The following is a 13,658-nucleotide window of genomic DNA, read 5'->3' as shown; positions in this document are numbered from 1 at the left end:
CTTTGATCTGGACCCGACCTGCAAACACCATACGGGCCCGCGGCATATACATGGCCGCAACAGAGGCCGGACACATGTCAGCACCCAATGACGCGCCAGAACCAGCTCCGAAAAACCCCTCTTGCGCATGGGGCGGTTACACATGTTGCACAAATGGTCTGAGGGGATTCATCTTGTGAATCCAGCGTGGTAGCTGGGCTGCATGAGCAGACCGATACCCCCGACCTACAAGACCCGGAACTGGCCAGCCTACAACGAGGCGCTCAAGCGCCGGGGCTCGCTGACGATCTGGTTCGATCCCGCCATGATGTGGGGAGCCGCGCCCACCGGCAAGCGCGGGCGCCAGCCAGACGACAGCGACGCCGCCATCCAGACCTGCCTGACGATGAAGGTGCTGTTCGGCATGGCCCTGCGCCATATAACCGGGTTCGTCGAGAGCCTGCTGCGCCTGATCGGCCTGGACTGGGCTGTGCCCGACTTCAGCACGCTGTCGCGGCGCCAGAAGACGGCTTTATTGCAACAGAGCCCAATCAGGCCCCAATCTCGTCGTGCTCGGTCAGACATTCAGAATGGTCCCGCAATACCTCCAGCACCCGGCAATCCGCTGTCCGCCCGCCGCTGCATTCGTGAACCATGCGTTTCAGTTCCGTGCGCAGCGCCTTCAGGCGGGCCATGCGCTGCTCCACCTGTTTGAGCTGGCGACGCGCGATGGCATCAGCTTCATCACAGGGCCGATTGGGATGATCGCTGAGGTCGAGCAGCTCGCGGATCGCATCGAGCGAGAAGCCGAGTTGCCGCGAGTGGCGGATGAAGGACAGTCGATCAAGCTGTGCATTGTCGTAGCGCCTCTGTCCGCCTCCGGTCCTGCCAGGATCGGGCATGAGTCCGATCTGTTCGTAGTACCGGATGGTCTGCACTTTTGTGCCAGTCTTCTTTGACAGAGTACCGATCGTGAGCATTTTCGCCTCCATGAAAAAGATACAGTTTATGTAGGTTTTGCCATCGGAATAAACAAGTGTCGGATTCACAGACGCGTGAGCTCAAGCCATACCATGATTTCGTGCTTGAACCTCTAGCAGCTAGAGGATGTATCCGCACAGGCAATAAGAATCAAAATCAGGCGAACAGGATTGTCCCTTACATCGGCACAGAAGTTTCTTTGGGTTTTGGCAGGCGTGGCAGCGCTTGCCTTCGTATGGCTTTTGCTATGGTCCGATTATCGTGCCGATAGCGCCCGAACCGACGCCGAACCGCCTTTTTTCGCTGAGTTCGAACTGACGGACCACCAGGGTATGGTTCGAACCGAGGAGGACTTTGCGGGGCGCTGGATGCTGGTTTTTTTCGGCTTTACCAACTGCCCCGACGTCTGCCCGACGACCCTATCCGAGGTCGCGGCGGTGATGGACGGTCTGGGCGACGATGTCGCCAAGGTCCAGCCGATTTTCATAACAATCGACCCCGAACGAGACACGCCCGCAGCACTCGCCGAATACGTCCCGCTGTTCGATGCGGGCATCATCGGGCTGACCGGCACGCCGGAACAGATCGCCGCCACATCCGAGACCTTTCCGATCTTCTTCGAACGCGTCGAAGAGGCTGCGGCGCCGGACGGTTACACGATGGGCCACACGTCGCATCTGTTCCTCTTCGATCCCGACGCGGGCTTCGCCGACTCGTGGCCCTACGGCACCTCCGCCGAAGAGATCCTCGCCGATCTGGAAGAGAGGATCTGACCGAAATGAACCGCATATCCGGAGAAACAGCCCTCGGGCTGGCGTGGATCATCGCACTCGTCGCCTCGCTTGCCGTGCTTTTCATCGGCGAGGTGCTGGGGCAGACGCCCTGTTTGCTGTGCTGGTTCCAGCGCGCCTTCATGTTTCCCTTGGCCATTGTCCTCGGGCTCGGCCTTTGGTGGCGGGACGGCCGCGTGGGGCGCTACGGCATCGCATTGGCGCTTGGCGGCGGCGCAGTCGCCCTGTGGCACATGGGGCTGTACGTCGGTCTTGTTCCCGAACGCATCCAGCCTTGCACAGCCACCGGCCCCTCTTGCACCGATGACAACCAACTGGTCTTCGGCGTCCCTATCCCGCTGATGGCGCTCGTCGCCTTCGCGCTGATCGGGGCGCTGTCGGCCCTTTCATTGAAGGACACACGAACATGAACCGACGCGGCCTGATCCTGTCCGTTCTCGCCCTCGGCGTCGCCGGTTTCGGCGGAGCCACCTGGTTTGCAACCCGCCCCGGCCCGGTGGTCGAAGCGGAGCCTGTTGCTCCGGAACTCGCGGAGGCGATGATCCGCCCCTACTCGCCCATCCTCGGACCTGCGCAGGCGCCCGTCACGATCGTCGAATTCTTCGATCCGGCCTGCGAGGCCTGTCGCGCCTTTCATCCCATCGTGAAGGACATCATGGCCGAGCATGGGGATGCTGTCCGCGTCGTGATCCGCTACACGCCCTTCCACGGCGTGGCATCCGAGGAAGCGATCCGCGTGCTCGAGGCGGCGCGCATGCAGGACATTTACGTGCCGGTGCTCGAGGCTGTTTTGCGGGAACAGCCGAGATGGGCGTCGCACGGTGCCCCGGCGCCCGGCCTGATCCTTCAGATCGCCGCCACGGCCGGACTCGATGCCGAGGCCGCGCGCACGCAAATGCTGGCACCCGATGTCGTGGCGATCCTGAACCAGGATCGTGCTGACGTCGAGACCGTGGGAATTCGCCAGACGCCCACATTCTTCGTGAACGGCAAGCCGCTCGATCCATTCGGAGAGGCAGAATTGCGTCGTCTGGTGGCCGCCGAAGTCGCTGCCGCGCAAAGCTGAATAGAAAGGGCAGGATCAGAACGATGAAAAAGTATATTTTGACTGGCACACTGGCCGCACTTTTGACCCTTGGAGGGCTCTCGGTGCCCGCGCTGGCCGGACCCGAGGATGTTGTCGTCGAGAATGCGTGGTCCCGCGCCTCCATCGGGATCAACCGTCCCGGGGCCGCTTACATGACGATCCGCAACACTGGCGACGAGCCAGTGACGCTGATCGGCCTTACAACACCGCTCGCGATGATGCCCGAAATTCACGAGACGAAGACAAATGCCGAAGGTGTGAGTTCCATGAGCCCGGCGGGGGAGATCGCGATCGCCCCGGGCGAGAGCGTCGCGCTCGAACCGGGGGGCCTGCACGCAATGCTGATGCGGCTACAAGAACCGATGACGGAAGGGGACACCTTTCCGCTGACCCTGCTTTTCGACGATGGAGGCGAAGTGACGGTCGAGGTGCCGATCCTCGGAATCGCCGCGCGGGGGCCAGAGGACTGATGCGGCGACGGGCGATCCTGGGGTACGGCGCGGCTGGTGTCGGGGCGGTCGCCCTGATGCTCTTCGTCGGTTGGTGGCAGGTCGATGGACCCGGTGGACCCGAACCTGTCGGGCAGCGGCCTGTGGCCCTGACCGAGATGGATTTCCGTCTGACGGATCATGAGGGCAATGGGGTCGGGCCAGAAACCCTGATCGGTCGCCCGACGATGGCGTTCTTCGGCTTCACCTACTGTCCCGATGTCTGCCCGACCACGCTCTCGGACATATCGGGATGGCTCGACGATCTGGGAGACGAGGCCGACGAGATGAACGTGGTTTTCATCACGGTCGATCCCGAGCGCGACACTGTCGAAACGATGGCCGAATATGTCGGCTACTTCCATCCTGCGATCCGTGGCTGGACGGGGCCGGAGGAGCAGATAGCGCGCGTCGCGGACGGCTTCCGCGCCACCTACGAAAGGGTGCCGACGGAGAGCGGCGATTACACGATGAACCACAGCGCGAGCGTCTTCCTGTTCGCAGCCTCCGGGCGGTTCGTCACCATGATCGACTATCACGAAGCCAGAGAATTCGCGGTGCCGAAGATCCGTCGCGCGCTGGCAGAAGAAATGGAGGGGGCGACATGAGGCTCAGAACTCTGGCGGCTTGTGTTGCAATTGCGGGGACGGTTTCGGGTGCGGCTATCGCCATCTCCGATCTTTTGTCGAAAGAACCCGTGCCGCCGGAACTTGCCCAGGCAGGTAGCTGGATGCCCCAAAGTCTTGAAGCCCCCCTGAACGTTGACATTCCCGTGACGCTGCCCGCGACGGCATGGGCAGAAGATGCATCCGACCTCGGCCCGCTGCCCCTTCTGCAGGTCGCTGTTGCCGACGTGCCGGTACGGGCGATCGAGCCACCGCTGTCGACGTGGTCGCGCGACATTGCACCCGGCGAGACGCTCGATTTCTTGCTGTCCGAAGCCGGTCTTGCGGCACCTGACAGAGCGGAAGTTGCCCTCGCGCTCGGTGCCGAATACGATCTGCGACGGCTGCGGCCGGGGCACTCGGTCACTGTTGCTTCGACCATGGACGGCAGCCCCCGCACCGTCGCACTTGCCGTCGAGGACGGGGTTCGGATTGAGGTGGTTTTCGGCGAGCAGTTGTCCACACAGGTCGTGGCTCCGGATCCGGAGATCGTAACCCTCGCCGGCGAAGCCGTGATCGACAGCTCCATCTTCGCGGCACTCGACGAAGCCGGCATACCCGCCCGTTTTTCCGTGGACCTTGCGCAGATGCTGGGTGGGACCGTGGATTTCCGCCGCGAGATGGCTGGTGGCGAAACACTAAGGCTTCTCTGGCGTGAGGCGCGGGTCGGCGAGGACAGGATAGGACAGCCCGAACTCGCCTTCGCCGCACTGGAGATCGGCGGTTCGCTCTACGAGATCGTATGGCCTGACGACGGCAGCGGTCAGGCGACGATCTACGTCGATGGCGAGGTGCTGCGCGTCTTCGCACAGCCGGTCGAGGGTGCGCGCCTCAGCTCGGTGTTCGGGCGCCGCACGCATCCGGTCTTTGGCAACGTTCGGATGCACACCGGCGTCGATTTCGCAGCGGCACGTGGGACACCGGTTCAAGCGACGGCACCGGGGCGGGTCAATTTCATCGGCTGGCGCGGCGGATATGGTCGCGTGGTCGAAATCTCGCACGGCTCCGACACCATGACGCGCTACGCGCATCTGAGCGCCGTGCCGGAAGACCTGGCACAAGGCCAACGCGTTGCGGCGGGAGATGTGATCGGCCGCGTCGGCGCGACTGGTACGGCGACAGGTCCGAACCTGCACTACGAAGTCCTCGTGGATGGGCGCCCGACTGACCCCCTCGCTGACGACCGGCTCGCCGAAGCGGCCGAGAGCGAAGCCGATGACACCGCAGCACTATCGCGTCTGGCCGAGGCGCGGGCGCTTCTGAATGAAAACCTCGGCAGCGAGATTGCCGAAACGACAACCGAAAGGCTCTGACCCATGAAACGCATGACCCAAGCTCTGGCAATCACCCTCGCTCTGTTACCAGCGGCCCAGGTCCTCGCAGAGACAACGGCGATCGACGTCCGCAAGACGAACGGTTGCGGCTGCTGCCTCTCGTGGATGAACCATCTCGAAGAGAATGGCTTTGCGCCGACCGGCCAGGACATGTTCGGCGGGTTGCTGGTTCGCTTCAAGCTCGACAACGGCGTGCCGCAGCGCATGGTCTCCTGCCACACCGCGCTCATTGATGGCTACGTGATCGAAGGCCATGTCCCGGCCGCTGACATCCGCCGCCTTCTCGAGGAGCGCCCGGACGCCGTCGGCCTCGCCGTTCCGGGGATGCCCTATGGCTCGCCCGGCATGGGGCCAGAAGACGACCGCGAGGCCTATGATGTCTTCCTCATCCGCAAGGACGGGTCGACGGAAGTCTTTTCGAGCTACGCCGAAGGATAATCTGGCCCGCCCATGGAAAATCTGTCTCCGATAATGCTCGGCTTTCTCGGAAGTCTCGCCGCCGGATCGCTCACAGCAGTCGGAGCAGTTCCCGTGCTGTTCGGGCGCATCCCGTCCCGGGCCGCGCGCGATCTGTCGCTCGGCTTCGCTGCCGGTGTGATGCTCGCCGCTTCTTTCTTTTCGCTGATCATCCCGGCATTGGATGCGGCGGAGCCGATGTTCGAAAACGGCGCGATGCCTGCTGCCATCGTATGCGTTTCGATTCTTCTGGGCATGGGGGCTGTCGCCCTGATGAACGAAAAGCTGCCGCACGAGCACTTCAAGACGGGACGCGAAGGGCCCGAAGCGGCGTCTCTTCGGCGGGTCTGGCTGTTCATCATCGCGATCACGATCCACAACTTCCCCGAAGGCCTTGCCGTGGGGGTCGGCTTCGGATCCGGAGGTATGGAGGGCGGTCTGCCGCTCGCCATCGGCATCGGGCTTCAGAATGCGCCCGAAGGATTGGCCGTCGCGGTGTCGCTGCTGGGCGAGGGATATCCGAAGCTGCGCGCCTGGGGCATCGCGGCGCTCACGGGCATGGTCGAGCCGATTGGCGGCCTGCTCGGGGCCGGTATCATCAACCTGTCGGAACCGCTTCTGCCATGGGGTCTGGCCTTTGCCGCGGGCGCAATGCTCTACGTCATTAGCCACGAAATCATCCCCGAAACCCATCGCAGCGGCCATCAGAACAGGGCGACGCTCGGTCTCGCAGTCGGGCTCGTTCTGATGCTGTTTCTCGATGTCTGGTTGGGTTGAGGCAATGTCACTAAACAAGGTATCTCCGGTGATCGGCGTCTTCGCGGCGCTTGCTGCGTTCGCGATTGATCAGATCACCAAAGCCATTGTTGTTGCGAATGCCGCCACTTTAAGCGCCGGGATTTCCGTGTTTCCGGGATTCAACCTCGTCTTTTATCGTAATGACGGCGTGACTTTCGGGATGTTGGGCGGCGCGCCGTGGTGGAGCCTCATCGCTCTCGCTCTTGCCATCTGTGTTTGGCTAGGGGTTATGCTGTTTCGCGCCGAAAATGCTGTCGAAACACTTGCCTATGGCGCGATCATTGGCGGAGCCCTGGGCAATGTCATCGATCGTGTGCGGTATCGGGCTGTAACAGACTTTCTCGATTTCTACATTGGCACAACACATTGGCCTGCCTTCAACTTGGCCGATGTATTTGTCGTCAGTGGCGTGGGGCTCTTGCTCGCCGCGCCATGGATCAGCGCGCGGCGTTCGATCAAGTCGTGAAGCCGGAAATTCTGAACCGCATCGCTCTGCGCCACCGTTTTCTTTCGCGGATGACGCTTGGTTTCGTCGCCGGGGCGCTGACCGTTCTGACTTTCCCGCCTTTCTCGCTTCTCTTGCTTGTTCCCATTGCCTATTCCGCGTTGTTTGTCGGTCTTCGCGATCTATCCTTCGGGCGCGCTTTCCTCGTCGGCTGGGCGTTTGGTCTCGGCCAGTTCGGTTTCGGGATTTGGTGGATCGCGGAAAGTTTCTACGTCGAGGCCGAGCGGTTTGGGACGATGGCGATTCCGGCGGTCGCGGGATTGTCCGCAGGTCTCGCGATTTTCCCAGCCATTGCCGCTGCGCTTTTTGCCGAAATCGCGCGGCGCGGAGCCATGGGCAGTCTCTTGGCCTGCCTCCTGTTCGCGACCTCCTGGACCGCGGCCGAGTGGCTGCGTGGTCACGTTCTGACAGGGTTTCCCTGGAATCTGGCCGGTTACGCACTTGTAGACTACGCCGCCCTTCGCCAGACCGCCGCCTGGGTCGGAAGCTATGGGCTAAGCTTTCTCACCGTGTTCGTCGCGGTACTCCCCAGCGCGGCTGCCATGGCGTCCGGGCGGCAACGATTGACCATCTCGCTCATGGCGCTGGCCGGCATAGCGACGATGTGGGCCGTCGGCACGCTTCGCCTCCAGTCGGATGCACAACAGCCACCCGGTGTCGACCTGCGCATCGTCCAGGGCAACGTTCCCCAAGAGGAGAAATGGGCGCCCGAGAACCGCGAGGCGACATTCGCGCGCTATCTTGAGCTTTCAACCCGGCGCGGCGATTTCGACGTTCTTCTCTGGCCGGAAACTGCCTTTCCGGGTTTCCTCGATGAGGATACGGAGGCGCAGGCCCGCATTGCCGCTGCGCTACCGGAAGGCAGCGTGCTGCTCACCGGGGCGCCGGACCGTGTACCGAGCGACGATGGCACCCGATATTTCAACACGGTCCAGGCTTTTGGCGCGACCGGCGGAATCCTGACCGGATACGCGAAACACCATCTCGTACCCTTCGGCGAATATGTGCCATTCCGTGGCTGGTTGCCCATCGAGCGGCTCACGGCGGGTCTGGGCGACTTTACGCCCGGACCAGGCCCTCGAACGCTTGCGCTTCCGGGTTTGCCGCTGGTCGCCCTGGCGATCTGCTATGAGATCATCTTCCCAGGCCATGTGGTCGACGACCTGTTCCGACCTGACTGGATTTTCAACGCGACGAACGACGCCTGGTTCGGCACCAGCATCGGACCGGAGCAGCATCTGGCTTCCGCACGGATGCGCGCCGTAGAGGAAGGCCTTCCTGTCATCCGGGCCGCGAATACGGGCATCTCCGCGGTCATCGACGCGAACGGAGAGATCGTTGCGCGGCTTGATACCGGCGAAACGGGCATCATCGACGCTAGGATGCCCTCCGCGCGACCGCCGACCCTCTACGCGAGCTTCGGGGACTGGATGCTGTTGGCGCTCATCTTGGCTTCGTGGAGCTGGGCAATGGCGGCGAATGCGACGGCTCGCTACCGCCGCATGAGAAAGACCGTCATGCAAAGATGTGGATAGGTGTTCCGTCCTTCACCATTGCATAGATGTCCTCGATCTGCCGATCTGTGACCGCGATGCACCCAGCTGTCCAGTCGCGGACGGCCGTTGGGTCGATGCCCGGGCGTGGACCACCATGAATGAAGATGTCGCCGCCGGGGGAAAGGCCCTGCGCTTCGGCAAAGGCGATGTCGGCCTCATTCGGATAAGAGATGCCAACCGAAAGATGATAAGTGCTTTCAGGGTTGCGCTTATCGACTACGTAGTCGCCCTCCGGGGTCCGACCGTCTCCCTCGAATTGCTTGTGACCTTCGGGCGCGAAACCCAGCCCGACCGGATAGGTTTGCAATACCCGGTCGACTCCGTCGAGAACAAGCAAGCGCTGCCCCTTGTAAAGCCGAACACGGGTCACCTCGGGTCCGCCATAGCTGCGGAACTTGCTGGCACAGCCGGACAAAAACGCTGCGAACCCGCCCAACAGGACGGCGCGGCGGGGAAATCGGATGGTTTTCACTCCTCATGCCTCTTTGGTGAGGTCTGATATGGATATTACGGTACCTTGCAAATGCTGCGTGATCAATTTGCATGGGCAAGCGCGGCCTTTGTCATCTGTGGACCAACCTGTTCACCGCCGGACGGAGGCGCCTTGGCCTCTTGGCTGTTCAGCAGGCGCAGGGCGTTGGCCACCACCAGCAATGACACTCCTACGTCGGCTGCAATAGCGCCCCACATCGATGCCACTCCAAACGCGGTAGCGACAACGAAAACGCCCTTGGTCGCCAAGGAAATACCGATGTTCTGATGGATAATCGACATTGTCCGGCGCGAATGACCGATCAGCCAAGGCACCTTGCCGAGGTCGTCGGTCATCAGGGCAATATCCGCAGTCTCGATTGCCGCGTCCGAACCAACAGCACCCATCGCGATGGCGTAATGCGCCCGCGCCATGGCGGGGGCGTCGTTCACCCCGTCGCCGATCATGGCCACCATGTCATGCGTTTCGACCAGTTCTTCGATGGCTGTCACTTTGTCTTCGGGCAGAAGCTCGGCGCGGACCTCGTCGATGCCGACCTCGGCTGCAACGGCGCGCGCCGTCCGCTCGTTATCGCCCGTCAGCATGACGATGGTCTTCACGCCTTGCGCGTGGAGCTGTGCCACGATGCCCTTGGCGTCGGGGCGGATACGGTCGCGCAATTCCAGGATGCCGGTCACGCCGGTGTCGTCGCCCACGGCAACAAGGGTGCTGCCAGCCCCTTCGATGCGGTCGCGCAAATCCTTCGGAATGGCGTCGCCGAAACCCTTCTCCTCGGCAAACCGGTCCGACCCTAGCCAGATCGACCGGCCGTCAGTGCGTCCTTCAAGTCCCCTACCAGGAACGGTTCGGGTATCTTCTGCGGCGGACACCTTGATGCCGTCGGCTTCTGCCCGCGCGAGAATGGCGCGCGCCAAGGGATGCGAGGAACGTGCCTCGAGCCCCGCGGCGAGGGTCATCAGATCCTGCGCCGATGCTCTACCCAGCGGATGCACCGCCGCCACCTCGGGCTCGCCCATGGTGATCGTGCCGGTCTTGTCCATGGCCAGTGCAGTGGTCTTGCCCGGTGCCTCAACATATGCACCGCCCTTGATCAGCACTCCGGCCCGCGCTGAGGCGGTGAGTGCGGCGACGATGGAGACCGGTGTCGAGATGACCAGAGCACACGGGCAGGCGATCACCAGCAGCACGAGTGCATTGTAGAACCAATAATCCCAGGCCCCACCGAAAATGAGCGGCGGCAGCAGGGCAATTGCAATGGCGAGAGCCATGACGATAGGCGTGTAGATGCGGGCGAACTTCGCCACCCATTGCTCCACCGGCGCGCGGCGGGCATGGGCGTCGCCGACCATGCGGATGATCTTGGCCAAGACGGTGTCCGAGGCGGCCTTCGTGGCGCGCACCGTCAATGTGCCTTCGCCGTTGATCGTGCCAGCATAGACTTCGTCGCCTCGTTCCTTTGGGACCAGCGCACTCTCTCCGGTGATTGGCGCCTGATCGACCGCGCCCGCGCCGTCCGTCACCTCACCATCGAGCGGGATACGGTCGCCACCGCGTACTATGAAGCTTGAGCCTACGGCGACTTGAGCCGCCGGAACGTCGGCCTCGCTTCCGTCTTCGCGGATCATGCGCGCCGTCGGTGGTGCAAGATCCAAGAGCGCCGAGACCGCATTCCTCGCACGCCCGACGCTCCAGCTTTCGAGGTAGAGCGAGAGCGAGAAGAAGAACGCGACCGTCGCCGCCTCGAAGAATTCGCCAAGCCCGATGGCACCGGCCACGGCGACAACCATGAGCAGGTTCATGTCCGGCGACAGCCGCCGAGCGGACGACCATGCCTTGGGTGCCACGAGCCAGACACCGAACAGGATCGCAACCGCGAACAGCCCTGCCTCGACCAGCGGCATCGGCGCTTCGCCGTGCCCCGCGAAAAGGCCGAACGCCCCGCCCATGCCCGTCTCGATGATGTGCCAAAGGAATCCCGCGGCCCAGAAGCCGCCGCTGAGCGCCGTAAACAGCCGCTGTCGTGCAAGATGGGCTGCCTGGTCGACCGACGCGTTTTCGGCATCCCAGGGCTTGGCGGTCATGCCGGTGCTTGCCACCAGTTCTGCAACTTCGCCGTCCGATACCTTCATTGCGCTGTCGAGGATGGTCATCCGTCCATTGATCACGTCGAACGCGAGATGCTCCGCCCCGCCGATCTTCGGGCCGACCACCTTGTTCAGGATCGCGACCTCTTCGGCGCAATCGAGGCCTGAAACCTGAAAGCTGCGCCCGGCATACGGCGCGGGCGTTACTGGAGCGACGTTGCCACAGCTTCGACTGCCTCCGCAGCAGCCGTCGCCGGATGCCTGCGGAGCGTCGGTATCATCATGGCGGTGGATATAAGACGGCATGAACGGACCTCGGGATTCGGACAGTTCAGATCGACATAGCACCTACAGCAACTAGAGCTTCAAGTGAAAAATCGGTTGGTCTTCATGTTCTGTTTTTTGGTAGGACTGACAGCGGATTGCCCCGTTTTGGCGAGGCAGAAAGCAAATGCGAAAGGAAACTCAATGCAATCGATCATGCAAAAACGTAACATGATGGTCCTGCCCACGTTAATGCTCGCTGCCGGGTGTGCCATTTCACCGAGCGACAGCAGCGATACCGCAAACGCGATCGGGAACGTGCCCGAAAGCGTGGTGGCGATGGCGGCACCCGATCAAGACGTTTCGACCGCCCGCCTCAGGCCGGGAGACGGCTGTTATTGGTACGAGCACAACGGCCCGGTGGAGGTGACCTTGCTCCCCCTGCGAACAGCGAACGGCAATCCGATCTGCGCCGCGCGCCCAACCTGAGATCGCTCGACCGACCGCAAGAAGCGTCACGGCTTACTGATTGAGCGCGCGCTCATTTATGCAATCAATAAGCTGTCGCATTGGCAGGCCATGAAGGAACAGATCCCAGTCGCAGGAGGCAAGGCCCATCTCGACTGCCTTGCACTCAATACCAATTCCGGCAAGCTTTTCGTGTTTGAGTGCAAACGTGGTCACGGATCATTCGATGGTGACAAAATCAGCGCAATTGACCAGCGACTGGGCAGAATAAAAGCCTCGATCGGCGCGCATGCAAGGTCTAAAGGATGGGCCCCCGTTTCTATCGAGATATTCATTCTCAGTTTCTATGGGACGACGTGGAATTCAGCCTATCCAATTTACGACAAGAACACCATATCTAGTTTATTCGAGCCTTGCATTGGCAGATTTACACTGGAGTTCATGGATCATTTGGAGACCATGGTGGCGAGTGCGTACGGCACTGAACTGCGTGACGCAGTCGATGTTGACCGGGGGCAAACCATCTTTGACATGCTGGATGAGCAGATGGATGCCCGTGGACCGGATGTGTTGTTCACCAAAGATGGTGCCGATTTCGTGGCGGCGCAATATCAAGAATAAAGCGTGCCTCGCGTGTATCATGGGTCGCGGCAATCCCGAGCCTGCCCTCGCATCACGGCATAGTCGCCTGGCACGTTCGAGATCGCCGTTCCATTTGGCAGCATGCCAGGTTATGCACCGCCCGCGCCTGGAACTCCCGGCTGTACCCGACAACCGGTGAACATGCTGCAGCGCCGCCGTCCTCAGAACGGACCGTCGCGCAACCGGGCAACAAGCTCGTCGCGCTTACGGGGACGGCAATCTGCCACCTTCCAGCCCAACCACCACCATTCCCGTCAAATGCCAGATCGCCATGGCGAACCACGATCCTGCGGCCTTCGAGGCGGCGGCGCGCGAGGTCGGGTTCCTCGGCTTCGGCTTCTATCCGCGCTCGGGCTTCATGCACGTCGACCTCGGCCCTGCGCGCCAGTGGGGCGAGCGGTTCCCGGCGCGGCGCGTGCCCTTCGCGGCTGAGACCCCGCCGGCTCGCGAGGTTCTGGCGGAGAGCCGGACCATGAAAGGCGGCGGAGCCGCGGGTGTCGCGACGCTGGGTGCAGCCGGCGTGGAGGTGGCGCAACAGGTGCTGGCCGAAACGCAGAATGCCATCCTGCCGCTTGTGCCGTATCTCGATACCCTGCGTTTGGTGTTCATTGCCGTCGCGCTCGGCGGGATTGCGGTCACGATCTACGCACGGCTCGACGACTGGAAACGGGGGCGGCGGTGATCGGCGGGCTCTTGGCCACGCTCGCCGGATCGACTGTGGCGCGCGCGGCGCTTCGCTACGGCGTCACAGCCCTCGCGATCCTTCTGTTCCTGCTGGCCCTGCGCCGCGTCGGCGAGCGCGCCGGGCGTCTGGCCGAACGGCTCGAGACCACGGAGAGATCCCACGATGCGCAAAGACGGATGCTCGAGGCGGCGGCGCGTCGGCCTCGCTCTCGCGACGATCTGGCTGAGCGGCTGCGCGACGGTCGGTTCTGAAGGCGGAGCATTGCGGGCATGTCCGCCGGTCGTCGCGTACAGTCGGGAATTCCAGGCGCGGGCGGCCGAGGAACTGGCCTTGCTGCCAAACGGCTCGGCGATCGCAGAGATGTTGGCGGATTTCGCCGTGA

The 13,658-nt window shown here is 62.6% G+C and carries 16 protein-coding genes and 2 pseudogenes; 15 read left to right on the top strand and 3 right to left on the bottom strand.

The annotated features are described in order from the left end of the window. The first annotated feature begins 202 nt into the window (after positions 1–202). Positions 203–508, top strand: a pseudogene (locus I3V23_06510) (transposase). Positions 509–530: 22 nt separating this feature from the next. Here I3V23_06510 and I3V23_06505 read toward each other — a convergent pair. Then, positions 531–959, bottom strand: a complete 429-nt coding sequence (locus I3V23_06505) for a helix-turn-helix domain-containing protein (protein QPI86596.1) — start codon at positions 957–959, stop codon at positions 531–533. Positions 960–1,166: 207 nt separating this feature from the next. Between I3V23_06505 and I3V23_06500 the strand changes: the two genes are divergently transcribed. From I3V23_06500 to lnt, 10 genes are read left to right on the top strand one after another with little or no spacing between them, the layout of a single operon-like run. Further along, positions 1,167–1,733: an SCO family protein gene (locus I3V23_06500; GenBank protein QPI86725.1), complete on the top strand. Its 567-nt coding sequence runs from the start codon at positions 1,167–1,169 to the stop codon at positions 1,731–1,733. A 5-nt stretch (positions 1,734–1,738) separates the two neighbouring features. Beyond that, positions 1,739–2,161 carry a disulfide bond formation protein B gene (locus tag I3V23_06495; protein ID QPI86595.1) on the top strand — a complete coding sequence of 141 codons (423 nt, stop codon included), beginning with the start codon at positions 1,739–1,741 and terminating at the stop codon, positions 2,159–2,161. Then, complete coding sequence (locus I3V23_06490) at positions 2,158–2,817, top strand: thioredoxin domain-containing protein (protein ID QPI86594.1); 660 nt, start codon at positions 2,158–2,160, stop codon at positions 2,815–2,817. Before I3V23_06495 ends, I3V23_06490 begins: the two co-directional genes overlap by 4 nt. 23 nt (positions 2,818–2,840) lie before the next feature. After that, the gene (locus tag I3V23_06485) at positions 2,841–3,308 is read left to right on the top strand and encodes a copper chaperone PCu(A)C (protein QPI86593.1); all 468 of its coding nucleotides are present in this window, start codon (positions 2,841–2,843) and stop codon (positions 3,306–3,308) included. Continuing rightward, the gene (locus I3V23_06480) at positions 3,308–3,934 is read left to right on the top strand and encodes an SCO family protein (protein ID QPI86592.1); all 627 of its coding nucleotides are present in this window, start codon (positions 3,308–3,310) and stop codon (positions 3,932–3,934) included. Before I3V23_06485 ends, I3V23_06480 begins: the two co-directional genes overlap by 1 nt. Further along, positions 3,931–5,304: a M23 family metallopeptidase gene (locus tag I3V23_06475; GenBank protein ID QPI86591.1), complete on the top strand. Its 1,374-nt coding sequence runs from the start codon at positions 3,931–3,933 to the stop codon at positions 5,302–5,304. Before I3V23_06480 ends, I3V23_06475 begins: the two co-directional genes overlap by 4 nt. A gap of 3 nt (positions 5,305–5,307) precedes the next feature. Next, a complete protein-coding gene (locus I3V23_06470) occupies positions 5,308–5,763 on the top strand; it encodes a DUF411 domain-containing protein (GenBank protein ID QPI86590.1) in 456 nt (151 codons plus the stop codon). A gap of 12 nt (positions 5,764–5,775) precedes the next feature. Beyond that, positions 5,776–6,558: a ZIP family metal transporter gene (locus tag I3V23_06465; protein ID QPI86589.1), complete on the top strand. Its 783-nt coding sequence runs from the start codon at positions 5,776–5,778 to the stop codon at positions 6,556–6,558. Positions 6,559–6,586: 28 nt separating this feature from the next. Next, positions 6,587–7,045: a signal peptidase II gene (lspA, locus tag I3V23_06460; GenBank protein ID QPI86724.1), complete on the top strand. Its 459-nt coding sequence runs from the start codon at positions 6,587–6,589 to the stop codon at positions 7,043–7,045. Next, positions 7,012–8,619: an apolipoprotein N-acyltransferase gene (gene lnt, locus I3V23_06455; protein ID QPI86588.1), complete on the top strand. Its 1,608-nt coding sequence runs from the start codon at positions 7,012–7,014 to the stop codon at positions 8,617–8,619. Before lspA ends, lnt begins: the two co-directional genes overlap by 34 nt. Here lnt and I3V23_06450 read toward each other — a convergent pair. Beyond that, the gene (locus I3V23_06450) at positions 8,600–9,112 is read right to left on the bottom strand and encodes a L,D-transpeptidase family protein (GenBank protein QPI86587.1); all 513 of its coding nucleotides are present in this window, start codon (positions 9,110–9,112) and stop codon (positions 8,600–8,602) included. The genes lnt and I3V23_06450 overlap by 20 nt on opposite strands. 62 nt (positions 9,113–9,174) lie before the next feature. Further along, complete coding sequence (locus I3V23_06445) at positions 9,175–11,523, bottom strand: cation-translocating P-type ATPase (GenBank protein ID QPI86586.1); 2,349 nt, start codon at positions 11,521–11,523, stop codon at positions 9,175–9,177. A 162-nt stretch (positions 11,524–11,685) separates the two neighbouring features. Between I3V23_06445 and I3V23_06440 the strand changes: the two genes are divergently transcribed. From I3V23_06440 to I3V23_06425, 4 genes and pseudogenes are all read left to right on the top strand, one after another. Further along, on the top strand, positions 11,686–11,970 hold the full coding sequence (locus tag I3V23_06440) for a hypothetical protein (GenBank protein ID QPI86585.1): 285 nt from the start codon (positions 11,686–11,688) through the stop codon (positions 11,968–11,970). Between the two features lie 90 nt (positions 11,971–12,060). Continuing rightward, positions 12,061–12,570 carry a hypothetical protein gene (locus tag I3V23_06435; protein ID QPI86584.1) on the top strand — a complete coding sequence of 170 codons (510 nt, stop codon included), beginning with the start codon at positions 12,061–12,063 and terminating at the stop codon, positions 12,568–12,570. A gap of 286 nt (positions 12,571–12,856) precedes the next feature. Next, positions 12,857–13,273: pseudogene (locus tag I3V23_06430) on the top strand (DUF882 domain-containing protein). Next, the gene (locus I3V23_06425; GenBank protein ID QPI86583.1) at positions 13,270–13,527 is read left to right on the top strand and encodes a hypothetical protein; all 258 of its coding nucleotides are present in this window, start codon (positions 13,270–13,272) and stop codon (positions 13,525–13,527) included. The pseudogene I3V23_06430 and the gene I3V23_06425 overlap by 4 nt, the downstream one beginning before the upstream one ends. Positions 13,528–13,658 lie beyond the last annotated feature (131 nt).

The organism is Rhodobacterales bacterium HKCCA1288, from assembly GCA_015693905.1.
Taxonomy (GTDB): domain Bacteria; phylum Pseudomonadota; class Alphaproteobacteria; order Rhodobacterales; family Rhodobacteraceae; genus M30B80.
The sequence above is the reverse complement of the archived record's forward strand: the minus strand, read 5'-3'. Positions and strand labels throughout refer to the sequence as shown.